We start from the raw sequence: 24,176 nt of genomic DNA on the forward strand, positions 1-24,176 counted from the left end.
TTTTGTTCCGCTTTCGCTACACAAAAGGATGCCGCTTCTATCCCTCACGCAATTAATTTGCAAATATAGTTTAAATTCAGCACTTTCAAATAGTTGAAATTGGTCTTTATGATATATTCTATTTTCTATTCTCTTAAAACCGCTATCTTTGCAAAAATATTTCAATTATGCCGAAAATAGGCAACATAATATTACCCGATTTCCCTTTGCTTCTCGCTCCTATGGAAGATGTAAGCGATCCGCCATTTCGTAGATTGTGCAAGCAACACGGAGCCGATTTAATGTATTCTGAATTTATTTCTTCCGAAGGGTTAATTCGTGATGCTATTAAAAGTCGGATGAAATTGGATATTTTCGATTATGAACGCCCTGTTGGAATTCAAATTTTTGGCGGTGACGAAGAAGCCATGGCGCTTTCCTCAAAAATTGTTAGCACTGTAAACCCCGATATTATTGATATTAATTTTGGTTGTCCCGTAAAAAAAGTCGTTTGCAAAGGTGCCGGAGCTGGGGTTCTAAAAGATGTTGATTTGATGATTCGATTAACGCAAGCCGTTATTGATAGTACCGATTTACCAGTAACCGTAAAAACGCGTTTGGGCTGGGACGATTCTTCTATAAACATTGATGAGGTTGCGGAACGCTTGCAGGACATTGGCGTGGCAGCCTTAAGCATTCATGCTAGAACTCGCGCCCAAATGTACAAAGGCCATTCGGACTGGTCGCACATTGCCAGAGTGAAAAATAACCCTAGAATTACCATGCCGATATTCGGAAACGGCGACATCGATTCTCCTGAAAAAGCTCTAAAATTTAAAAATGAATATGGTGTTGACGGAATTATGATTGGTCGCGCTGCCATTGGTTACCCATGGATTTTTAACGAAATAAAACACTATTTAGAAACCGGAGAACATTTAGAAAAACCCACTGTTGTTAACCGCGTGGAAGCAGTTAGAAATCACCTAACTTGGGCAATGGATTGGAAAGGCGAAAGACTTGGAATTGTAGAAACCAGACCGCATTATGCCAATTATTTTAAAGGAATTCAATCGTTTAAAGAACACCGTCAGAAATTAGTAACGCTAAGCACTCCTGAGGAATTATTTGCTGCCTTAAATGAAATTGAAGACGTTTATGCAAATTATCAGTTTGTATAAATTATTCCAATAACTTTTTACTCACTCGGCTACTCGCAATCAACGAGGCAATAAAGCCCAAAGAGATGATAGTTCCTAAAACAATTACCACATTTTTATACAAGAAATCCACAGGATAGGCTAGTGAAGGCGTAATCATAATTACTTCAAATTGCTGTTGGATTAACACCAAAATAACCCCAATTGAAAGTCCAAAAAGTCCACCCAAAACACTTAATAATGTTCCTTGAAGTAAGAAAATTTTTCTTAAATCTTTTACTTCTGTACCTAAGTTATAAAGCGTTTTTAAATTACCGCGTTTGTCTAAAATCATCATGATAATGGCGCCAGCAAGTGTAAATAACGTTAGAATAATTACAAGGGTAAACAACAAATAAATCGCAGTATTTTCAGTATTGAGCATTTTATACAAAGCATCATTGAGTTGCGCTCTGTTTTTAATGGTAATTTTATTGTTGAAGATGCTTTGTAGCTGCTCTTTTACTTTATTTTCATCGGCATTGGGTTTTAATTTTAATTCCAATGTCGTGATTTGGTTGGGTTGAAATCCAAGTAATTCTCGAGCCACATCAATATCTGCAAAGACATATTTAGAATCTAAATCTTCACTTACGGCATAAATTCCCACGGGGTTTAAACCGATTTTTACAAACGCATCGTCAGGATTTTCAATAGTGCCTTTTCCTGGTTTTGGGGCAAATACCTCAAATGGATTATTGAAGTCGAAAATTCCAAGCGATAACTTTTGGGAAATTCCAAATCCCACTACTACTTGCGAAGTGTTTGGACTTAGCCATTGTCCGTTGAACAAGCTTTTTTGAACGTTGCTCACTTTGGTAAAGTCAGCATCTACGCCTTTCAAATAAGAAAATTGTTCTTTGCCATCAAACATAAATAGCGCTCGTTCCTCCACTATTTTACTGAAAGATGCTATGCCATCAATTGCATTAATTTTTTGCTCTTGTATTGGTGAAATGGTATAGGATTTTCCTAAAGTGCTATTGATTTTTAAATCGGGATCGAAGTCATTACTGAACGACAAACTGAAATTTACCAACCCGCTAAAAATCGATAATACTACAAATAAAACCATCGAGCTTACAATAATTCCAAGCGAAGCAATACCATTAATAATGTTGATTGCATTATTTTTATTGGCACTTTTCAGGTAGCGCTTGGCTATGTAATAAGGGAAGTTCAATTTAGGTTGCTCTTCGTTTTTCTAAAAGATCGCGGTTTTCGATCGGATTTTCTTTTGCCGCCAAGGCGTTATCAATCTTTTCGATATAGTCTAGGGAATCGTCAATGAAGAAAGTTAGGTTAGGCACTTTTCTCAATTGCAGTCGAACGCGTTGAGACAAATCGTGTTTTATTAATTTGGTATTGGATTTTATAGCGGCCAATGTTTCTGCAGCTTTTTCTTGTGGAAAAATACTTAAATGCACGGTTGCAACCGATAAATCAGAAGTCACAACCACTTTTGATACGGAAATAATCAAGTTGGAAATTCCATTTTTACGAATTTCACCTTGCAAAATATCCACCAAATCGTTTTGGATTACGCCACCTATTTTTTTCTGTCTATTTGTTTCCATAGTGCAAAAATACAATTTTTTTGAGTTCTAGCGTTTCAAAGGTGCAAAGCGATAAAGTTTTTTATCTTTGTTGGATCAAATTGCATTTAAAATGAGAAAAATTGAACACATTGGAATTGCGGTAAACAGCCTTGAAGATTCGAATTTGGTATTCGAAAAACTCTTTGGTGCCCCAGCTTATAAATCGGAAATAGTAGAAAGTGAAGGCGTGAAAACTTCCTTTTTTATGAATGGTCCTAACAAAATTGAATTGTTGGAAGCTACGAATCCGGAGAGTCCAATTGCTAAATTCCTAGAAAAAAAGGGTGAAGGCATTCATCACATCGCCTTTGATGTGGAAGACATTGTTTCAGAAATAGCGCGATTAAAAGCGGAAGGGTTTGTGGTTTTAAACGAAGTTCCCAAGAAAGGCGCCGACAACAAACTGGTTGCTTTTCTTCATCCAAAAACCACCAATGGCGTTTTGATTGAGCTTTGTCAAGAAATGAAGTAATTGGATTGAAGGTTTGTATTTATTCGGAAAGTAATCCTTAATCCCTTTCAAAAAGATTTGCAGAGAATCAAAAATAGTAGTAATATTGCACCTCGTTAAAGGTCCTATAGCTCATTCGGTTAGAGCAACTGACTCATAATCAGTAGGTGCTTGGTTCGATTCCAAGTGGGACCACAAGAATTGAAAGACTTCACAGCAATGTGAGGTCTTTTTTGTTTAAATAGTTTGCACAAATTGAAAAAATTAGATTTATGTATTTTAAATATTGTTTTGTAAACGTTTAATAGATAAATTCATACGTTAACTAAGTTTATTGTTTTTATTACCTTAATGTAAAAATAGATTATTAGCTTTGAGTTAAATTAATAATAAAAAAAATGAAAATAAAACTTTTAACATTAGCTGCTTTTTTTATTTGTGCCTTTTATTTGATTCCTCAAAATAGTTATTCTCAAGAGAATGACGCCTTGAATTCGAATAAAATTATCGATTCTCTTTATAAAATTAATCAAAGAAATATTATTTTGATTAATCAGATTTCATTTCGTAATAAAGAAAATTTTGAAGGAAATAATTTGGATGTTCTTAACATTGACACAAAGGAGATATATGGATATAATTCCATGTCTGAAAACACTTTTCTATTCATATCATTTGGTTCTAAAACATTGCCTCTAAAATACAAGTCAGGAGATAAAAAAATCAAAATAAGTGTATTGAGTCAAAATAAAATAATTGTTAGTAAAAGTTATTTTTGGATGCCAGAATATGATGGAAATTATTACATCTACTTTCCTTTAGAAAGTAAATATTTTAGTTGCACTGCTCCAAAAACTACTGTTAAGATAGAATTAATCGAAGATAAAACTAAAGCAATAGTTTCTACTGAAGTTGTCAAATACGACACCTATTGTGAAACAGATTAATTGCAAAGCCAAAATGGGAATAGCTGTTCTATTAAAACAAAGTTGAGCAAAATCGAATGCTCAACTTTTTTTATTTAATTATTGAATTTTTTGAAAAAGGAAATTGAGTTTCAATTCTATTAAAATACCTTAATATTAATAATTTTTCTTTCCGTATTTTCATCCATACAAATGATCATTACATATTTATTTAATGCCGGTTTAGCTCGTTGGTCGTAAATTGATTCCATTATTACTTTATCACTTTTTTTGTATAATGTATATATATGATGTGTGCGAGTATTCATCATGTAATTGTTTATTGAACTTAAATTGTTTGAAAAATTGAACTGTATCTAATTTTGTAATATTTAAGTCAAACTTATTAATTAACTGTTTAACTGATGCCGAGTCGCGTTTCCATAAATCGTTTAATTCATAGAAGTTTCCGGCTTTTCTAATTGGAATTTGACCTAATGATAAATTAGAAAATAAAATAAAACAGAGAATTGAGATAAACTTTTTCATAAAATAAAAATTAAAAATCACTCCTTTACACACCTAACAAAGTAACCCATTATCCAACTGGTGGAATAGTTCATTAAATTGTCTATTCCTTTAGATAGATTATAATAACGAGTGTCATCTTCTAGGGTTTCGGAATTTTTTGACCACCAAGTACAAGAATCTTCTAATCCGCCAAATCCTACATCACGCAATCCACCGGGTAAGGCATTAAATCCATAGGCATCGTCTAGTTTTTTTTCTTCACCCCAAGCGGTAGCCGATTTTAATTTGGCACCAGCCACTTCAGCTCCCCCCAATTCGGCAGTTAGAATTTCCCAATCTTTATCACTTGGCAATCGCCAGCCTTTTGGTGCTAAGCCTCTAGGGTCATACAAAGCAAAGCGGTTGTAAAGCTTTCCGTAAATTTTTCCGTTTTTAGTGTCCATTTCATAGTAACACCAAGCGGGTTGTTTTGTAAAGCCAGCTTTTTGCCATTGATCTGCAGTTTGCGCTTGCTGAATTACATTCCCGTTTCGAAATTTACTAACATTTAAATTCTCACTCATCCAGGTTTGATTTCCTATTTTCACTTCTTTTTGTGCCGAAATACTATTGCTTAATAAAAGTACCACTCCAACAACCAATGTATAAATTTTAATTCTTTTCATAATTAACCAATTTAAATTATTTCTATTTTCAATTAACGAAAAAAGAGTTGGTTTTATTATTTATAAAGTAGCGAAATAGGAGGGAGAATAAGAATTTAAACGTTTAATAACGAAATACATACGTTAACTAAATAAATAATATATTCGTATTTATTATAAATAAATATGTTAAATTTGACAAACAATCAAAAAGCAAAAATTATGAAAAAAATCTTAATCATGTCATTATTGACTATTGCATTACTAAACGTTGGATGCAACAAAAAAACTTCTTCTTCTTCTGAAACTTCAGCTAGTTCTTCTGAAAAAAAATGTCCAAACGGATGTGATGGAGGAACACACCCTAATGAAAATTTTCCAGACGAAATGGTTACATGCAATACATGTGATTTGTCGTTTAATAAATAAAAAAGACAATATCTGATTAAGTATTAATTTTAATTAAGAGCTTAACTTTTGTAACTCTTTTTAATTAATTAGTTGTTTATTTTTATAAACAACTAATTAATACATAAGTAAACTAAATTATAAGTTTTTTCTTAATTATATAATATATAATTATTAATTTTTTAAAAATTAAATTAAAATTATGAAGAAAATTTCAATATTAAGTTTAGCATTATTTACTTTTTATAGTTGTGGCCCAAGCGCTTGCGATTGTCTGGATATAGTAGATAATAAAGTCCCTTATTTTGGAAATAACGGAACAAGTCATGCAAAGAAAACGGCTGATTGTTATGAAAAATTTTCTGATGAAGAGTATAGAAAATATACAGGAGCAGATGAATGGGAAAAGCAGGCAAAACATGCAGAAAGACTTCAGCCAATCGCTAGATCAAAAATGATAAAAGAGTGTAATGAAAATTAATAAAATTAGTTTACTTTCTTTAGGTTTCTTAATTATAGCAAGTTGTTCAAAACCAACTTATTGTGAATGTGAGACTATTTCAAGAGATGCAATTGTTGCTTCAGTTGGATTGCCAAGAGATGTTAATATTGACAAATTAGAAGATTGTGCTGAAAAGGTAAAAGAAGATATTAATCTTAATTTACCCGCAAGTCAAATTTCAATTGATTATATTCAACAGGTTTCGTATGAAATGTGCAAACAAGGATATTATGAAGGGAAAGGAAGAGATTACAAAAAATATTACAATACAGATAAACAGTAATCCATATGAAAAATTTTTCGGCTTTTTTGGCATTCATATTAATAATAGGAACATGGAATTATTTTCCATATTCTTATTTTTGTTTAGATTATCCTTTAACAGGGTGTGATGCATCATCCTTCTGGTGGAACTTACCGAAAGAAGCATATCAATACAAAGGGATTAGATGGGGATCTTATTTTATTACTAATTTTATAGTTACTTTGATCATACTTTTTGTTTTTAATGGTTTAAATAGCAAGAAGGAGCAGTAATAAAAATTGATTATTTTAACTTTATATGAATCAAACTTTTAAATTCAGATTAATTCAAAAAAATGTCTTGATTAAATAATCTGATTTTAACATAAAAGTTGTTAATCAATATCTCTACAATCTCAAAAATTCTTAACTTTATTTTTCTATATTTGATGTAAAATCATTTTAAATGAAAGCATCATTTTCTTTTGTATTTGTTCTAATCACTTCGTTTGTTTTAGGACAAAATCTCAATCAATATGTAAACCCTTTTATAGGAACTGGCGGTCACGGCCACACGTTTCCGGGCGCAACGCTTCCTTTTGGAATGGTGCAATTGTCACCCGATACCCGAATTGATGGTAGTTGGGACGGTTGTTCAGGCTACCACTATTCTGACGCGATCATTTATGGCTTTTCACACACCCATTTAAACGGAACGGGTTGTTCTGATTTTGGCGATATCATGATCACGCCATTCATGGGAAAAGCATCACTGGATAATAAAGTCTATTCTTCGAAATTTTCTCATCAAAATGAAAAAGCAAGCGCCGGATTTTATGCGGTGAAATTAGACAAGCACAATATCGATGTTCGTTTAACGGCTTCAACTCGCATTGGTTTTCATGAATATACTTTTAATACTGCCGGTCAAGCCAATGTGGTACTTGACTTAAATCACCGCGATTTATTGTTGGGTGGCGAAGTTCATATAATCAATAGCACCACAATCGAAGTGAGAAGAGAAAGCGAAGCTTGGGCAAAAAACCAAATTGTATTTGCTCGAATAGAGTTTAGCGCACCTATGAAAGTTACTGATATTCGTAGTAACGGCGATTACATGCATTCCCCAGAAAACGAATATATCAGGGGAACGCAAACGGCAATTTGCTTTTCCAAACAAGTAAAAAAAGGAGAAAAAATCCTCGTGAAAGTATCGCTATCGCCAACGGGATATGAAGGTGCAAAACTAAATAGTTCTGAAATTAAAGGCTGGGATTTTGAAAAAGTAAAAAAAGAAGCCGAACAAAAATGGGATTCAGAATTGTCGAAAATCCAAATTACATCTGACAATAAAGACAAAAAAACGATTTTCTATACTGCCTTGTACCACACGATGATGCAGCCCAATATTGCCCAAGATTTAGATAGGAAATACCGAGGAAGAGATAACAAAATTCATGTTGCCGAAGGATTTGATTACTATTCTGTATTCTCCCTTTGGGATACCTTTCGCGCTGCTCACCCGCTTTACACGTTAATTGACAAAAAACGAACTGCCGATTTTATCAATACATTTTTAAAACAATACGAACAGGGTGGAAGATTGCCCGTTTGGGAATTGGCTTCCAATGAAACCGATTGTATGATTGGCTACCACTCCGTTTCGGTTATGGCCGATGCGATGGCAAAAGGCATCAAAGGGTTCGATTACGAAAAGTGTTTTGAAGCAGCCAAACATTCAGCAATGCTAGATCATTTAGGATTGGACGCTTATAAACGACAAGGCTTTATTTCGATGGACGACGAACACGAAAGCGTTTCCAAAACGTTGGAATATGCTTACGACGATTGGTGTATTGCACAAATGGCCGAAATTTTGAACAAAAAAGAAGACTACAATTATTTCATGAAACGTTCTCAAAGTTGGAAAAATGTCTTCGATTGGAATGCTGGTTTCATGCGACCAAAGAAAAATGGTGGTTGGAACAAGCCATTCGATCCTAGGGAAATCAATAATAATTTTACCGAAGGGAACTCGTGGCAATATTCGTTTTTCGTACCTCAAGACATTCCTGGGATGATTGAAGCCTACGGCGGTGCTGCAAAATTTGAGGCCAAGCTCGACGAAATGTTCAATAGCGAAAGTAAAACTACCGGTCGTGAGCAAGCCGATGTTACGGGATTAATAGGCCAATACGCCCATGGAAACGAGCCGAGTCATCACATGGCGTATTTGTACAATTATGTTGGTAAACCTGAAAAAACGACCGAAAAAGTGCATTTCATTTTAGATAATTTCTATAAAAATACCCCTGATGGATTAATAGGAAATGAAGACTGTGGCCAAATGAGTGCATGGTATGTGTTGAGTTCAATGGGGATTTATGCCGTTACACCGGGTGAAGAAAAATGGGAAAGCAATGAGCCTATATTTGATACAATAAAAATTAAAGACGAAAGTGAGATTGATTTAGTTGACTACAAAAGAGAATATGTAAATGGAATTTCCAATAAAATTTTCATTCTTGGAAAAAAATTAAAAGAAGAAATGATACAAAGTAGAAGTGCGATGGGTTATCAATTTACAAAATCGATTCAAAATAGTAAATTTAAACCAATTGTTCCGGCTCCACTAATTCAAGCGGAAGGCAAGTCGTTTAAAGATAAAATGGCGATTGAAATTGTGTCACAAAATCCAACAGATAAAATATACTATTATATTGAAAGAAAAAATGAAGACAAATCTGCTAAAATTTGGGAGATCTACCATGGACAAATAATTATCGAATCCAATACGGAGATTATTGCTAAATCTCAAAATGAGAATGGCAATAGCGCGACAGTTTCAGCAAGATTCTATAAAAAACCATCCAATTATACCATCGAGATAAAATCTAAATTCAATCCGCAATATACTGCTGGTGGCGATGAAGGAATTATAGACGGAATTAACGGAACTGAAAACTGGAGAAAAGGCGAGTGGCAAGGGTATCAAAGTCAGGATTTTGAAGCGATAATCAATTTGCAAACCGAGAAAAACGTTTCGAATTTCAGTGCGACTTTTCTACAAGATTCGGGTTCGTGGATTTTAATGCCAACAAAAGTGGATTATTTTGTTTCGAATGACAACGTGAATTTTACTTTGGTGGGAACTGTCACCAATAGTATTAGTCCAAAATACTCGGTAAACAAAATCCAAAATTTCGAATTTAAAGCTGCTCAAGAGCTAAAAGCAAAATACGTTAAAGTGAAAGCCTACAATTTTGGCAAACTTCCCGATTGGCATCTAGGCGCTGGTGGTGACGCTTTTATTTTTATTGATGAAATAACCATTAAGTAATTTTTTTGTGAAACGCTGTATTTGCTTTGTGTAACTTTGTAAAACAAATTATGAAAATCGCCTTAATCCAAGCGCCATTACTTTGGGAAAATCCAAAACAAAATCGGAGTTATTTCGAAGACAAAATCAATTCCATTACTGAAAATGTAGATTTGATTGTCCTTCCAGAAATGTTCACCACCGGGTTTACCATGAATCCAAAATCCGTTGCCGAAACGATGCAAGGGGAAACTGTTTTGTGGATACAAGCATTGGCGAAAGCCAAAAATTCGGCAATAACAGGAAGCTTGGTAATTGAAGAAAATGGGAATTTCTATAATCGGTTGGTGTTTGTTTTTCCATCAGGCGAAATGAATACCTATGATAAAAAACACTTGTTTTCTCTTGCTGGAGAGGATAAAACGTATACTTCTGGAGTTGAAAAACTATTAATTGATTACAAAGGATTTAAGATTTGTACGCTCATTTGCTACGATTTGCGATTTCCGGTTTTTGCAAGAAATACCGAAGATTACGATCTATTAATTTATGTTGCCAATTGGCCCAAACCAAGAATTAACGCTTGGGATGCCTTAATAAAAGCGCGCGCTATTGAAAACATGTGTTATACCATTGGGGTAAATAGAATTGGCGAAGATCCCAATAAACATAATTATCCAGGGCACTCTCAAGTGATTGACGAATTAGGAAATTACCTGATTGAACCTCAAGAAAACGAAGGCGTTTTTATTACTACTTTAAATAAAAACTCATTGGTTGCAACCCGAAAAAAGTTTGGCTTTTTGAACGATCGTGATGCTTTTTCAATCTAGTTTATCTGAATAAATCAAAAGTTTGATCTACATCCCAATTGGCACGAACATCAATTTCTTTTGGAAAATAAATCACTTCTTCGGGCTGTCGTCTTTCTAAGAAATTCCCAGAATCCCATTCTTTATTTCCATTGGCATCATAAATTACCCGGAGGGTATATTTCGCAGGTTCTAAAAACATAAAATCTGCAAAATTGACTTTGTCTAAAAATTCAGAAGCAACCACATCGCCTCTATCGTTGGTTAATTGAACAATAACCGGAAATTGTTTTACATTGGATAAATTAACCCTTAAATTCCCATAATCAGTGGTGTTTCTTGTATTTACCTTGTAGGATAAGGTATCGTTTTTTTGACCTATATAATCGGTTAATGCGCCCGGAAGCAACTGAAATTTATAACTTTGTAAAGGCTCTTTTGGAAAATCAAATTTTAATTCCTGATTATAAACATCGTAACTTGTGGTAAACTTCACATTCACAGAATCTTTATCGGTAATCTTAATTTTAGATTCGTCAAATTTCACTAACGGGCGAGTGGAAAAAATTGCAAACAAATCTATTTTCGATAACCCCAAGCTCGTTTTTGCAGAAAAACTTAAAGAGTCTTTCTTCTGTTCTGTTTTCTTAAATGTATACGATTTATTGTAATTTTCATTGGCAATAGCCAAATTTAAAGAATCTGCTTTTATCGGTTTATACCAAACTTGAACCGAATCTTTAGAAGGAAATTTGGTTACAATAGTTGGTATAATTTCCTTCCCTTTTTTAAGAACTACTTTCATGTTTTTCGGATTTCCTTCATAACCCAAAATCAATTTATTTCCAGTCGTTTGAAAAGGTTTTACAGTTTTAAAAGGCAAAACTTCTTTGAATAATTTCAATTCAAATAGGCTGTCATTTGGAATAGTAACCAACTGTTTTCTGAATCCAATTTTATCGTCTTTCGGATTGAATTTGTTATTGCTATTAGCATCCTTCATTGCCACCAAAAGGTATTTTCCTGCTTTTACATTCTCAATCTCAAAGGTTTTCAAACTGTCCAAAGTATTGGTAATATATCTCGGCACCGATTTATAAACTACCGAATCAGTAAATTTTTCATTCACCTCATACAACATCACCGATACAAAAGAATCCTCTTTTTTATTCAACGCATCTTTAATCGTTCCACCCACTTTTAACGAATCGATATAGCTACCCGTAGAAAAAATATACTTGAACTGGTTGTAAGGATTCCCCTCATTATTGTCCTCGATACTTTGCCCGAAATTGAAACTGTAAGTTGTATTTTCTTGTAAAGTATCTTTAATTTTAATGTTAATTATTTTGGTCGCATTAAGCGGTGAAACCTCAGGATTGTATTTCAATGGTGGCGAAACAATCAGCTGTTTGTTTAGGTTTTTTAATTTTACGTATTCGTTAAATGTCAAATTTATTTCCTTTGCCTTAAAATTCACGCTTAAATTTTTTGGAAAACTCGCTTTCAAAACGGGTGCAATAGTATCTTTTAACCCGCCAGTAATATAGCCGCGTTTAGCGCAACCAATTACAGTCAGCGCCAATAAAATAAAAATATACCTGATTTTGTTTTTCAACATGCGTTTCTAAATTTGATTACACAAATTAACAATTATATTTTCTGTATTCGAAATCTTTTGACTTTTTATTAGGAGCTAATCCGGCTATCATTCCAAATCCTCGCTAAAAAGCTCGGGATTTTCCCTTCTATCCGGGCTAAAAAACAAAAAAAATCCCCGTTTCTCAACAGGGATTTAATTTATATATTTAGTTTCCGTTTGCTAATCTTCTGTCTCGCAACCAATACTTAGTTCGTTTAACCAAGTAGAACATCACCGGAACCATTACTAAAGTTAATACCGTAGCATAAGTCAATCCGAAGATAATCGTCCAGGCCAATGGCCCCCAGAAAACTACGTTGTCACCTCCAACATAAATATGCGGATTTAAATTGGTTACCAACGAGAAGAAGTCAAAATTCAAACCTATCGCCAAAGGAATCAATCCTAAAATTGCCGTTAATGCCGTTAATAATACCGGACGCAAACGAGATTTCCCCGATTGGATAATTACATCTTTAATTTCAGCAATAGTTAAATCATCGTGCGATGTTTGTTTGTTTTCACTCACTTTTTCGTCCATCAATAACACAAAGAAATCCATTAATACGATTCCGTTTTTCACTACAATTCCCGAAAGGGCAATAATTCCCATCATCGTCATCAAGATTACGAAATCCATTCCGGCAAATACATATCCGTAGAAAACACCACTGAAACTTAGTAAAACGGTGAACATGATAATCGCAGTTTTCGAAATAGAATTAAACTGCAACACAATGATAATCGTAATACTTGCTAAAGCTAATAGTAAGGCGCCAAATAAGAAGCCAGAATCTTTTTTCTGTTGTTCTTGTTCCCCAGAGAAAGAATAGGTAATATCGCCTGCCATTTTATAATTGGCTCCTTTTAATGAAGCTTCAATTTGTTTGGTAATTCCGTCACCATTATAACCGGTTATAACGTTAGAATAAATCGTCATGATTCTTTTTGAATTCTTACGTTTTATTTGGTTGAACGTGAATTTTTTCTCTGTTGTTGCCAAAGCCGAAATCGGAACTTGAACAATTTGTCCGTTGTTTTGATTTCTAAAAGTTACCGGCTGATTAAACAACACACTTTCGTTTTTACGCTGGTCTTCCTGTAAACGCATCACAATATTGTAATCGTCTTTTCCTTCTTTATAAGTCGAAATTTCTTGTCCGTAAATCGCTCTACGCATTGTAAATCCTAGTTGGCCTGTCGTAGCACCTAAACTTCCAATACCTACACGATCTACATTTACTTCCATTTCTGGACTTTCTTTGTTCACATCGATATTCAATTTTTCAATTCCTTCAATGTTTTTCGAATTGATGAATGCAATCACTTTTTTTGCTTCAACCAACATTTCATCATAGTTAGTTCCCGACAATTGCAAACTGATTGGATATCCTGAAGGAGGTCCGTTAGAATCTTTCTCCACGATAATTTTTGCACCAGCAATCGCTTTTACTTTCGAACGAATTTCTTCTAAAATGTCGCTTGTATTTACGTCTTTTCTGAATTTATATTCAGTGAAATTCACTGTTACTTTTCCTTTATAAGGCGTTTCCGATTGATTCCCAGAATCTACATTTGGATTCCCAGCGCCTTTTCCAACTTGTGAAACGATACTTTCGGCCAAATAATTTTCATCATTTTCAACGTATTTTGCTAAAATGGCAATCACTTGTTTTTCAACAAATAAATTAGCTTTATTCGTTTTTTCAATTTCTGTTCCTTGCGGATATTCTATGTAAACTATCGCTTGGTTCGGTATATTCTTTGGGAAAAACAAAGTTTCTCTAGGAAACAACGTCAATAATACAACCGAAAAAATTAATAATCCAATAATCCCAACTAAGGCAATTAAAGATTTTTTTCCTGTTAGGATTTTACTAAGGAATACTTGGTATTTTTTCTCTAATCCAGGGAAGAAACTGTGTTGGAAATCCTGAGTCCATTTGAAAATATACAAATGATAAGCCCACATCAACACTAAAGCAATTATGATTAAATGCCCAATAGCTTTCATCCAAACGGTATTGGAAATATTCCCTGGAATTACAAATAACAATCCTGAAACGATGAAAATAATTGTGTATTTCTTCAATGCTTTTTTAGAGATATTTCTATCTTCAATATCCATAAAACCACCAGTCATAGCGGCATTAATTACCATCGCTACGAATAAGGAAGCTCCTAATACACATGATAAAGTGATAGGGAAATAAACCATAAATTTACCAACTGTTCCAGGCCATAAAGCCAATGGAATAAAAGCCGCTAGAGTCGTAGCCGTTGATGAAATTACTGGCCAAGCGATTTCGCCAATACCAATTTTTGAAGCTTCAATTCGCCCTAAGCCTTTTTTCATGTTGGCAAAAACGTTATCCACTACAACAATTCCATCGTCAACTAGTAATCCTAATCCCATTACTAATCCAAATAAAACCATCGTATTCAATGTGTAACCAAAAGCGGATAATATCGCAAATGCCATTAACATGGAAAGTGGAATTGCAGCCCCAACGAAAAGGGAGTTTCTCAATCCCATGGTGAACATCAATACAATCATTACTAGGATAATTCCAAAAATGATGTGGTTGGACAATTCGCTTACTTGGTGCTCCACTTTGCTAGATTCGTCATTGGTCATTTTGACACTCAAATCTTTTGGCAAAACATTTTCTTGCGCTTTTGCAACAATTTCTTTCACCTGATCCAACGCCGAAATCATATTTTGACCGGCGCGCTTTTTGACATTCAACATCACGACTTCCTTACCACTTTCACGAGCATAAGTCGTTTTTTCTTTTTCCTTGAAATTGATTACAGCAATGTCTTTTAGGTAAACTGTTCCTCCAAAAGATTTCACCACTACGTTTTCAAGGTCTTTAGGGTTTTTGATTTCACCCACAATTCGAATATTATTTCGAGATCCTTGTGAAATTAAATTTCCTCCAGAAAGTGTCATATTTTCATATTTCACCGCATTTTGAATGTCGTCAAAACTTACTTTCGCAGCATTCATTTTGAATACGTCAATCGCAATTTCAACCTCTTTATCATCTACACCAAGGATGTCTACTTTTTTTACTTCCGGGATATTTTCTATCTCGTCTTTAAGGTATTCACCGTATTTTTTTAGTTGTTGAGTAGTATAATTTCCTTTCAAGTTAATATTTAATATCGGCACTTCTTCCGAAATATTAATATTAAAAATACTTGGTTCTACCTTGCTACCGTTGTCAAGATTTGGCCAATCGGTATCGGCTTTCGCCATATCGGTTTTATCTTTTATTCGTATTTTGGCTTCCTCTATTGAAACATTTTGCTCAAATTCAACGACCACAATTCCGTAATCTTGAAACGAACTTGAGGTAACTTTGGTTACACCAGAAATATTTTTAAACTGATCTTCTAAAGGTTTTACAACTAATTTTTCAACGTCCTCAGAGGAATTTCCTGGGAAAACTGATGAAACGTAAATTTTGTTTTCTAAAATCTCTGGGAAATTTTCACGCGGCATATTGATATAGGCCATCGTTCCCATTACCACAATAATAAAAGTTAGAATGTAAACCGTAATTCGGTTATCTACCGCCCAACTTGAAATGCTAAATTCTTTTTTTTGATGACTCATTTTATTAGAAATTAAGTTTCATTCCTTCTGATACTGTTTTTACTCCGTCGCCAACTAATAATGTTTTTGGCTCTAATCCGCTTAAAATTTCAGTGAAATTATCAGATGTTTTACCCACTTTTACAATTACCTTTTTTGCAATTCCTGTTTTGTCTTTCACTGAGGTAACTTCAAAAACAAATTGGTTTCCATCAGCGTCCTCTTGAATCACATTAGAAGGAACTACAACTGCTTTTGCACTTGTGTAATCAGTAATTTTTAGTTTTGCCACCTGGTTTGGGCGCAATAAATTATCGGTATTTGGAACGGAAACTTCAATTCCAAAACTTCTATTATTTGGATTGATGTTGTTTCCAACTTGACGAATTTTTCCATTAAAAGATTTTCCTAAAGAAGCTAAATAAACGCTTACTTGAGTTCCTACTTTTAATTTTCCAATGTAACTTTCAGGAACGGTTGTTGAAACGAACATGTTATTTAAATTTACAATTCTCATCAATCCTTGACCAGGTCCAACTACTTGTCCTCTTTCAGCAATTAACTCGTCGATTACACCGTTAAATGGAGCAATAATTCTAGTTTTTGCCAATTGTGCTTTCATTTGATTAACTGCTTTTTGCTGGCTAACCATATTCGTTTGTGCTTGTAAATATTGAATTTCAGAACCAATTTTTTGATCCCATAAACGTTTTTGTCTTTCGAAGGTTGTTTTTGCTAAAGCCAATTGGTTTTCTAATTGTGCCAATTGCTGACTTAATCCGCCATCGTCAATAGTTCCTAAAACCTGACCTTTGCTCACTTTTTGCCCTGCAATTACATTTACCGTATTTAAAATTCCAGCAAATTGTGGGTAAATAATTAAATTCTCTTTTGTGTTTACATTTCCTTGAACTTCTAAATAATGACTGAAAACAGTGTCTTTTACCGTTTCCACAGAAACTAACGCTTCTTCTGTTTTTTTCATGTCCAATTCTGCTATAGCATTATCAAGTTGTGTTAATTGCGTTTGCAATTCTGCTCTTTTTGCTTTTATAGAAACCAAGTTTTTTGAAGCAATTAATGAATCAATATTGGCGTTTTCTTCTTTTTTTCCGCAAGAGAATAAAATTGCGGAGAATGTTGCGATTAAAATTATTTTTTTCATTTTTAAAGGTTTTTTCTTGATTATTTTTTATTAATTACTTTTTCTAAACTTGCTTTTTTATTGATAACATTCACCATCGATTGAAGGTAATTTTGTTGTGCAGCATACAATTGTCGTTGCGCCTCACTAAAGTCGAAACTTGAAGATAATCCTTCTTTAAATTTAATCCCTTGCTTTTTCTCGATACGCTCGGCTAAATTCAAATTGGTTTTTGCTGTTGCAAATGCTTCAATGCTAAATTCATATTCGCTTTTGGCATTTGCATATTGTAATTTTAACTTTTGTTCTGTTTCCGTAAGTTGTGTTTTTGCTTTTTCAAATGCAATTTTTGCTTGTTGTGTTCTAGCAGTTCTAGCAAAACTGCTGAATATTGGCAAATTTAAACTAATTCCCATATTGGAATAATTCAACCATTTTTGGTTGCTGGTGAAAAATTGAAATTGATTTCCAAATGCATTATATCCCACATTTACAATTGCTGCTAAAGAAGGTAAAGCTTTAGTTTTTTGTAGTTTTAATTCTAAATTGCGTTGCTCTTGAAAATTCAACGCCATTTGGTAATAGATGTTTTGTGATGGGTTAAATTCTCCTTGTGAAAATGCCGCGTCTAGATTTTTAACCGCAAGAATATCTAATTTATCGGTTAGTTTTAATTCGTCTTCAATATTTAATCCTAAAGAGATTTTCAACATGTTTAAGGCGATTTCTCTAAGTCTTTTAACGTTATTCAAATTACTATTAATTGTTGAAAGGGTAATTTGAAGTTGCTCCACATTTTCTTCCTCTATTAGACCGTTTTTAAATGTTTCTTTGGTATCGAATAATGTTTTTTCAAGAATGCCTTTGTTTTTTTCTAAAATCAAAATGCTTTCTTCAGCTAGTAATACATTTCCGTATGCGTTGATTACCATTTCTTTAACTTCCTGATCCGTTTTTTCTTTCGAATTTTGGTAAAATTTCAAATACGTTTTGGAAGCTTGAAGTGCTACAATATAAGATCCGTCAAATAATAACTGACTCAATGTGGTTCTAGCGTTCATATTGTGTTTTGTACCGAAAGCTACTTCTGCAAATTCCCCTGGATTTCCTCCAAAAAACTGAGCCGGAATAAGTGATTTTTGTAGTTCAAAGTTGTTTTGATAGTCTAAACTCGCATTTATTTGCGGAAGCCCCATTGCAGTGGTTTCCCACTTTTTACTTTTTGCAGCAGCAATATCTCTTTTGGCATTTATGGCTTCATAATTATTGCTTAATGCATAATTAATGGCTTCGTCTAAACTAAACGAGTTGCTTTTTGGTTTTTCTTGTGCATTTGCAATAAAAGCAAAAGACAATACACTAATAAAAATTAATTTTTTCATTTTTTTTCAATGTTCAATAATTGTTTTTCTAATTCTGCAATTCCTGCTGGCGTAGCAATTGCTCTGGTGTGATACTCTAATATTTGTAATTCTAATTCTTGACCTTCTTTTTCAGAAATGGTTTGTTCTTTAATACTGAATAGTAAATTGTAGTAAAATTTCACAAAGGTTTCTACGGGAATTTCTTTTCTGTAAAGTCCTTGAGCAATTCCCTTTTCAATATTATTTTTGAATAAAATATTACATTCATTCATTTCTTTTGCCATTACTTTTTCAAAAATCGAAGGGTAGTGTTTTTTTAATTGATAAACGGGAGAGGTATCAGCCGCCTTGAACATATCCTTAAACATCCTTCTGATTTTATAGTTTTCTTCAATTGCGTTGTTGTTTTCAGCAACTATTTGATCAACAATTTCATGAATTTCTGAATGAATCATGTCAGTAATTTCCTCAATCAAAATTTCTTTATTGCTAAAAAACTTGTAGATGGTTTTTTTAGAAATGCACATTTCTCCCGCTATATCATCCATAGTGACGCTCTTGAAACCAAGTCTCATGAACAAATCGCTAGCTTTAGACATAATTTTCTCTCTCATTTGATAGGGGAAATTTTAAATTTGGCGCAAACTTACAACGGAAACTTTGAATACCAAAACAGTTTCCCAGTATTTACAATTATTTAACATTTAAGAAAGTTTATAGTTCGAATAATTTTGAGTTTCTTTGTAGGGTACAAATGTTATAAGCACTTCCAATTATAATTTTTAAACACTTAACAAATTAAGATTCATGCATTCTATTAATCAGTATCAAGAATTTATTGCAGACTATTTAGAATCTCAATATGAAACTAAAGAGCCAAGAAATCTTTATGAACCCATTCACTATATTTTAGGATTAGGCGGAAAAAGAATGCGCCCGGTTTTAACATTAATGAGCGCTGAAGTATTTGATGCCGATTATAAAAAAGCTTTGCCAGCCGCACTTGCCGTTGAAGTTTTTCATAATTTTTCGCTTATTCATGATGACATTATGGACGATGCTCCTTTACGAAGAGGAAATGTTACAGTTCATGAAAAGTGGGACATTAATACAGGAATTCTCTCCGGTGATGCCATGTTAATTTTAGCCTATCAATATTTTGAAAAATACGAGCCTGCCATTTTCAGGGAATTAGCAAAACTATTTAGTAAAACGGCGTTGGAAGTTTGTGAAGGCCAACAATGGGATGTAGATTTTGAAACTCGAACTGATGTTTCAATTCCGGAATACCTGAAAATGATTCAATATAAAACAGCTGTTTTGGTTGCTGCTGCAATGAAAATGGGTGCAATAATCGCCGAAACTTCTGAAGATAATGCCAACTTAATTTATGATTTCGGTTTGAATTTAGGATTAGCATTTCAATTACAAGACGATTATTTAGACGCTTTTGGGAATCCAGAAACCTTTGGAAAACAAGTTGGTGGAGATATTATTGAAAACAAAAAAACCTATTTGTATCTAAAAGCACTTGAATTTGCATCAAATGATCAAGCCAAGAAATTAGTTGAATTATTTTCAATTCACCCACAAGATAGTTCCGATAAAATTGAAGCAGTAAAAGAAATATTTGTTGCTTCTGGTGCAGCTCAAGAAACAAAAAATGCGATTCAAGATTTTACTTTCAAAGCTTTTGATACGCTAAAAGACATTAGTATTGACAATGATAAAAAGGAAATGCTAAGAGCGTTTGGTGAAAATTTAATGGGGCGAAAAGTTTAATTTTAATGAATTCAAAAACATTTATTGCACCAATAAACTCAGATGTACTTCTTAATGAAGCTTCAAACGACAATTTATATTCCAAATTAATAGAGCAAATCAACAAAGATTTTAATTTGGCAAATGAGCCAATTGATTTTCCTATGTCAATTTCAGCGGATGAATTGAAAGGGGAATTACACGAAAAAATCTATCGATTAATTCAATATAAATTCGCAGAATACTTGAATTTATTATATATAATTGATGTTCCCGAAGATCAAATAAAGAAACTTGACGGATCAGATTTGGTAATTTTATCCGAGCAAGTTTCTTTTTTGATATTGAAAAGAGAATGGATGAAAGTGTGGTTTCGAAATAACTATTAGTTATTTTATTAATTAAAACCATTTCTAAATTTACAGTTCAAAAATCTATTTATCATTGATTAAAAATGGTGTTTTCCCGTCTGTCACTATTATTTTTGTATTAGGTGATTTTGACAATTCGTTGAAAGCATCTATACTTCTTAATTTTAAAATTTCATTAGTTAAACCTTCAGAAAGTATTTTTTGAGCATCTCGAGTTCCTTTTGCTTCAATAATTTTTCGTTCAGCTTCAAATTTTTCTTGTTGTAAAACGAACTCCATTCTCATTGCATCTTGTTCTGCCTGTAATTTATTTTCTATTGATTTAGAAAGACCAACAGGAAGCTGTATGCTTTTCATTAAAACGGATTCAATAATAACTCCTTTACTGAATAAATTATCAGCCATTCTTTTTCTAATATCAGATTCTATTTCTGATCTTTTTCCAGAATGCATGTCTTTTGCAAAGTATTGCGAACATACATCAGCAGATGCTGATCTAAATACATTTGCAATTATTCCTTCATAATTCATCCCAAGATTATTTACAATCTTAACCACCTCGTTTTTTTCCAATCTATATAAAATAGAAATTTGAGAAGTAATGCTTAATCCTTCTTTGCTAGGCAAATTTAAACTCAATTCTAAGTTCCTTGTTTGAATTGAAGTACGAACAATTTTTGAAGTAAATGGATTAAAAAAAACGGGGCCTTGAGGATAAACCTCTTCCGAAAGTTTCCCTAATCTTTGCTTTAAACCAACCTCACCAGGTTTAATAGTTACACAACTAACAACCCCAAAACTAATTAACAATAATAAAATAGCTTTTTTCATAATATTTAAATTTAATAATAAAGCAAATTTAAAATTATTAATTCATAAATTTTTATTTATATATATAATGATAATTATAAAAAGTATTTATTTAAATTAACGGCATTGTTAATGTTGATTATTCCATAGTACAATCCTAAATGAAGTTTTTTAAACTCAAAAATTTTGTAATTGAAGTTTAAGGATAAATAAGGTAATGAAGTAAATGAGGAGTCTTTATTTTTCAATTTAACTTATCAAACAACCGAAAATATTTGTCAGCCATTGACAAAAAAATAGTTTTAAACTCAAAAATAGAGGCCCAAAATGTAACTTATTAATTATATTATAATGGAGAAAAGTTGAAAGAGATATATAAAACTAAAATAAACCGTTTAATTCAGCGTCTATTTTATTAATGATCATTCCTAAATCTTCAGGATTATTTACAAAATCGATATTATCGACTTCAATAATAACCAGTTTACCTTTGTTATAGTTAGAAACCCAAGCTTCGTATCTTTCGTTCAATCGATTTAAATATTCAATAGAAATTGAATTCTCATATTCGCGTCCTCGCTTGTGAATTTGTGAAACCAAATTTGGAATAGAACTTCTCAAATAAATTAGCATATCTGGCGGGGCAACAAGCCCTTCCATTAGATCAAAAAGAGAGCTGTAATTTTGAAAATCTCTATTGGTCATCAACCCCATAGCGTGAAGGTTGGGAGCAAAAATATGAGCATCTTCGTAGATAGTTCTATCCTGAATTATTTTTTTACCGCTTTCGCGAATTTGAAGAACTTGTCTGAAACGACTATTCAAGAAATAGATTTGTAAATTGAACGACCAACGTTCCATTTGGTGGTAGAAATCATCTAAATAGGGGTTGTCAACTACGTCTTCAAAGTGAGGTTCCCACTTAAAATGCTTTGCTAACAAGCGAGTTAATGATGTTTTTCCCGCTCCTATATTTCCTGCTATAGCTATGTGCATTACGGTAATAGTATTTTATAATTCTTAATTTGTCGATTGGTAAAAATAGATAAAATTTGGTCTTTGTAAATAAAATATTCAAAGCTTTTATTAACATTTTGAACTTCCATAGTTTTATTTGATTTAAAATCTAGAAAATACAACTGTTCTCCCTTTGAAAATAAAATCAAATCGGAATTTACAATTTGAATTTTATCAAAATCCGGCACTTTCCTAATTAGTTTAATTTCACCAAATAAGTTACAAGAATACCAATTTAAATCTTTATCAATCCATTGAAAATTATTAAAATCGGATTCATAATGTTTGAAATTACCTGGTAAAGGGGTTGAAATAAATTTGAAATCTTCATTTGAATAATTATAAAGTCCAATTTTTTGAGATATTGTATCGTAAAACCATAATTTATTTTGAGCCGCAATTCCTACAGCGCTTGTAATTATAGAGGCTTTATTGATATTTGAAAACGATATTTGTTGAATTTCATTTAACTGATTATCTAATAAAACCACTGAATTAAAACCCTCAAAGAACACTGCAATTTTCAGTGGATTTTTGATATCAATTTTTAAAATTTCACCTAAAATAACGTTTTTATATTGCCAAATTTGATCTCCATTTTTCTTGAATAAAATGTCATTTTCTTCATAATATTGATTAGACAAAACATCAATGCCTAAAAAACGACTTGCCGAAATAGGTTCAGAGGATACTAAATTGGCTTTAGTAATTTGACCTTGGCAGGAAAATACTAAAAAAAGTAATAGTATGCGTATTTGAATAAATGATTTCATTAAATGCTAAATTACAATATATGTTTGTAGTTATTCATTTTTCTTTCTATTTTTTTAACATAAAATTTGTAACTTTAATTATTCTAATTCGTCATATTTGCACGCAATATTTAAACTATTTAGTAATTAGTAAGTCTAAAATTTAATTTACATTATATAAAACCCCTATTTATGTTAAGAAAAGTAGTATTATCATTTGTATTTAGTGCGTTAGCATTTGCAAATGTTCAAGCGCAAGAGTTCCAAGGAATCGCCGTCTATGAGTCAAAAACAAGCACTTCTGATTTCAAAACCCGTTTTGAAGGAAACAAAGACATGACTCCGGATATGCAAAAAATGATTGAAGAAAGAATGAAAAAAATGTTTGAGAAAACATTTATCCTTAATTTTTCAAAAACAACCTCCATTTATAAAGAAGAAGAAAAATTAGATGCTCCAGGTCAAGGTGGTCAAGGTGGAGGAATGAGAATGATGAGCTCAATGATGGGTGGTGGTGGAACCAATTTTAAGAATGTAAAAGACAAAACCTATTCTGTAGATAAAGAGTTTATGGGAAAAGAATTTTTAGTGAAAGATTCATTACCAAATTATGCTTGGAAATTGGAAGGCGAAACTAAATTAATTGGAGGTTATACTTGTTTTAAAGCGACTTGCGTTCGACCTGTAAGCCAAACCGATTTTAGAAATTTCAGACCAAAAAAGGAAGAAAAGAAAAAAGAAGAAGCTACGGATGAGGCCAAGAAACCAGAGGGCGAAGCAAAGAAAACCAACTTCATGGAAGACTTTGAATTACCAAAAGAAGTAACCATTACTGCATGGTATACACCGGAAATTCCAATCAGCCAAGGACCAGAAAATTACTGGGGATTACCAGGATTAATTCTAGAAGTTAGCGATGGGAAAACCGTTGTTTTATGTTCTAAAATTGTAATGAACTCTAAAGAAAAAGTAGAAATTAAAGCACCAACCAATGGAAAAGTAATTTCTCAAAAAGAGTATGACGAAACCGTAACCAAGAAAATGGAAGAGTTTAGACAAATGAACCAAGGAAGAGGTGGAAATGGAACGATGCAAATCCGAATGGGACGTTAATTCATAT

At 32.8% G+C, this 24,176-nt stretch carries 22 protein-coding genes and 1 tRNA gene; 12 read left to right on the top strand and 11 right to left on the bottom strand.

Going from position 1 to position 24,176, the window contains the following annotated elements; translation table 11 throughout:
• Window positions 1-167: 167 nt before the first annotated feature.
• Window positions 168-1,160, top strand: coding sequence for a tRNA dihydrouridine synthase DusB (dusB, locus tag AC9UFV_RS00150; protein ID WP_509571485.1), 993 nt, complete (start codon window positions 168-170; stop codon window positions 1,158-1,160).
• Between the two features lies 1 nt (window position 1,161).
• Here the strand turns inward: dusB and AC9UFV_RS00155 are convergent, their stop codons facing one another.
• Both AC9UFV_RS00155 and rbfA read right to left on the bottom strand, forming a co-directional pair.
• Window positions 1,162-2,361, bottom strand: a complete 1,200-nt coding sequence (locus AC9UFV_RS00155; RefSeq protein WP_509571488.1) for an ABC transporter permease — start codon at window positions 2,359-2,361, stop codon at window positions 1,162-1,164.
• Between the two features lies 1 nt (window position 2,362).
• Window positions 2,363-2,755 (bottom strand): 30S ribosome-binding factor RbfA, encoded by a 393-nt coding sequence (rbfA, locus tag AC9UFV_RS00160; RefSeq protein ID WP_509520225.1) that lies wholly within the window; start codon window positions 2,753-2,755, stop codon window positions 2,363-2,365.
• A 91-nt stretch (window positions 2,756-2,846) separates the two neighbouring features.
• Between rbfA and mce the strand changes: the two genes are divergently transcribed.
• From mce to AC9UFV_RS00175, 3 genes are all read left to right on the top strand, one after another.
• Entirely contained in the window at window positions 2,847-3,248 is a 402-nt protein-coding gene (gene mce / locus AC9UFV_RS00165) for a methylmalonyl-CoA epimerase (RefSeq protein WP_509571491.1), read from the top strand.
• 100 nt (window positions 3,249-3,348) lie between these two features.
• A tRNA-Ile gene (locus AC9UFV_RS00170) sits at window positions 3,349-3,422 on the top strand.
• A gap of 203 nt (window positions 3,423-3,625) precedes the next feature.
• A complete protein-coding gene (locus tag AC9UFV_RS00175; RefSeq protein WP_509571493.1) occupies window positions 3,626-4,174 on the top strand; it encodes a hypothetical protein in 549 nt (182 codons plus the stop codon).
• 524 nt (window positions 4,175-4,698) lie between these two features.
• On the opposite strand, the gene AC9UFV_RS00180 is transcribed toward AC9UFV_RS00175, so the two are convergent.
• Window positions 4,699-5,328 (bottom strand): fibrobacter succinogenes major paralogous domain-containing protein, encoded by a 630-nt coding sequence (locus tag AC9UFV_RS00180; protein WP_509571494.1) that lies wholly within the window; start codon window positions 5,326-5,328, stop codon window positions 4,699-4,701.
• 201 nt (window positions 5,329-5,529) lie between these two features.
• On the opposite strand from AC9UFV_RS00180, the gene AC9UFV_RS00185 reads away from it, so the two are divergent.
• The 5 genes from AC9UFV_RS00185 to AC9UFV_RS00205 all read left to right on the top strand — a co-directional run bounded on the left by AC9UFV_RS00185 (window position 5,530) and on the right by AC9UFV_RS00205 (window position 10,612).
• On the top strand, window positions 5,530-5,736 hold the full coding sequence (locus tag AC9UFV_RS00185) for a hypothetical protein (RefSeq protein WP_509571496.1): 207 nt from the start codon (window positions 5,530-5,532) through the stop codon (window positions 5,734-5,736).
• Between the two features lie 181 nt (window positions 5,737-5,917).
• A complete protein-coding gene (locus AC9UFV_RS00190; RefSeq protein WP_509571499.1) occupies window positions 5,918-6,196 on the top strand; it encodes a hypothetical protein in 279 nt (92 codons plus the stop codon).
• Window positions 6,186-6,500 (top strand): hypothetical protein, encoded by a 315-nt coding sequence (locus tag AC9UFV_RS00195; protein ID WP_509571502.1) that lies wholly within the window; start codon window positions 6,186-6,188, stop codon window positions 6,498-6,500. Before AC9UFV_RS00190 ends, AC9UFV_RS00195 begins: the two co-directional genes overlap by 11 nt.
• Window positions 6,501-6,926: 426 nt before the next feature.
• Entirely contained in the window at window positions 6,927-9,800 is a 2,874-nt protein-coding gene (locus AC9UFV_RS00200) for a GH92 family glycosyl hydrolase (RefSeq protein WP_509571505.1), read from the top strand.
• A gap of 50 nt (window positions 9,801-9,850) precedes the next feature.
• A complete protein-coding gene (locus AC9UFV_RS00205; RefSeq protein ID WP_509571508.1) occupies window positions 9,851-10,612 on the top strand; it encodes an amidohydrolase in 762 nt (253 codons plus the stop codon).
• A 1-nt stretch (window position 10,613) separates the two neighbouring features.
• Here AC9UFV_RS00205 and AC9UFV_RS00210 read toward each other — a convergent pair whose 3' ends face one another.
• The 5 genes from AC9UFV_RS00210 to AC9UFV_RS00230 all read right to left on the bottom strand — a co-directional run bounded on the left by AC9UFV_RS00210 (window position 10,614) and on the right by AC9UFV_RS00230 (window position 18,959).
• Window positions 10,614-12,212, bottom strand: coding sequence for an Ig-like domain-containing domain (locus AC9UFV_RS00210; protein WP_509571510.1), 1,599 nt, complete (start codon window positions 12,210-12,212; stop codon window positions 10,614-10,616).
• Between the two features lie 187 nt (window positions 12,213-12,399).
• Window positions 12,400-15,858 carry an efflux RND transporter permease subunit gene (locus tag AC9UFV_RS00215; protein ID WP_509571513.1) on the bottom strand — a complete coding sequence of 1,153 codons (3,459 nt, stop codon included), beginning with the start codon at window positions 15,856-15,858 and terminating at the stop codon, window positions 12,400-12,402.
• A gap of 4 nt (window positions 15,859-15,862) precedes the next feature.
• Complete coding sequence (locus AC9UFV_RS00220) at window positions 15,863-17,002, bottom strand: efflux RND transporter periplasmic adaptor subunit (RefSeq protein ID WP_509571516.1); 1,140 nt, start codon at window positions 17,000-17,002, stop codon at window positions 15,863-15,865.
• Window positions 17,003-17,022: 20 nt separating this feature from the next.
• Window positions 17,023-18,363 (bottom strand): TolC family protein, encoded by a 1,341-nt coding sequence (locus AC9UFV_RS00225; RefSeq protein ID WP_509571518.1) that lies wholly within the window; start codon window positions 18,361-18,363, stop codon window positions 17,023-17,025.
• Complete coding sequence (locus AC9UFV_RS00230; protein ID WP_509571521.1) at window positions 18,360-18,959, bottom strand: TetR/AcrR family transcriptional regulator; 600 nt, start codon at window positions 18,957-18,959, stop codon at window positions 18,360-18,362. The genes AC9UFV_RS00225 and AC9UFV_RS00230 overlap by 4 nt, the downstream gene beginning before the upstream one ends.
• 193 nt (window positions 18,960-19,152) lie before the next feature.
• Here AC9UFV_RS00230 and AC9UFV_RS00235 point away from each other — a divergent pair, with 193 nt between their 5' ends.
• Window positions 19,153-20,127 (top strand): polyprenyl synthetase family protein, encoded by a 975-nt coding sequence (locus tag AC9UFV_RS00235; RefSeq protein WP_509571524.1) that lies wholly within the window; start codon window positions 19,153-19,155, stop codon window positions 20,125-20,127.
• 5 nt (window positions 20,128-20,132) lie between these two features.
• The gene (locus tag AC9UFV_RS00240; protein ID WP_509571527.1) at window positions 20,133-20,495 is read left to right on the top strand and encodes a hypothetical protein; all 363 of its coding nucleotides are present in this window, start codon (window positions 20,133-20,135) and stop codon (window positions 20,493-20,495) included.
• A gap of 45 nt (window positions 20,496-20,540) precedes the next feature.
• Here the strand turns inward: AC9UFV_RS00240 and AC9UFV_RS00245 are convergent, their stop codons facing one another.
• The 3 genes from AC9UFV_RS00245 to AC9UFV_RS00255 form a co-directional block, all read right to left on the bottom strand.
• A complete protein-coding gene (locus AC9UFV_RS00245) occupies window positions 20,541-21,308 on the bottom strand; it encodes a prohibitin family protein (protein ID WP_509571530.1) in 768 nt (255 codons plus the stop codon).
• A gap of 360 nt (window positions 21,309-21,668) precedes the next feature.
• Window positions 21,669-22,283: a deoxynucleoside kinase gene (locus AC9UFV_RS00250; protein ID WP_509571533.1), complete on the bottom strand. Its 615-nt coding sequence runs from the start codon at window positions 22,281-22,283 to the stop codon at window positions 21,669-21,671.
• Window positions 22,283-23,077 (bottom strand): hypothetical protein, encoded by a 795-nt coding sequence (locus tag AC9UFV_RS00255; RefSeq protein WP_509571536.1) that lies wholly within the window; start codon window positions 23,075-23,077, stop codon window positions 22,283-22,285. The genes AC9UFV_RS00250 and AC9UFV_RS00255 overlap by 1 nt, the downstream gene beginning before the upstream one ends.
• Window positions 23,078-23,248: 171 nt before the next feature.
• Between AC9UFV_RS00255 and AC9UFV_RS00260 the strand changes: the two genes are divergently transcribed.
• Window positions 23,249-24,169: a GLPGLI family protein gene (locus AC9UFV_RS00260; RefSeq protein ID WP_509571539.1), complete on the top strand. Its 921-nt coding sequence runs from the start codon at window positions 23,249-23,251 to the stop codon at window positions 24,167-24,169.
• The last annotated feature ends 7 nt before the right edge of the window (window positions 24,170-24,176 follow it).

The organism is Flavobacterium sp., from assembly GCF_044349645.1.
In the GTDB taxonomy this organism is placed as follows: Bacteria; Bacteroidota; Bacteroidia; order Flavobacteriales; family Flavobacteriaceae; genus Flavobacterium.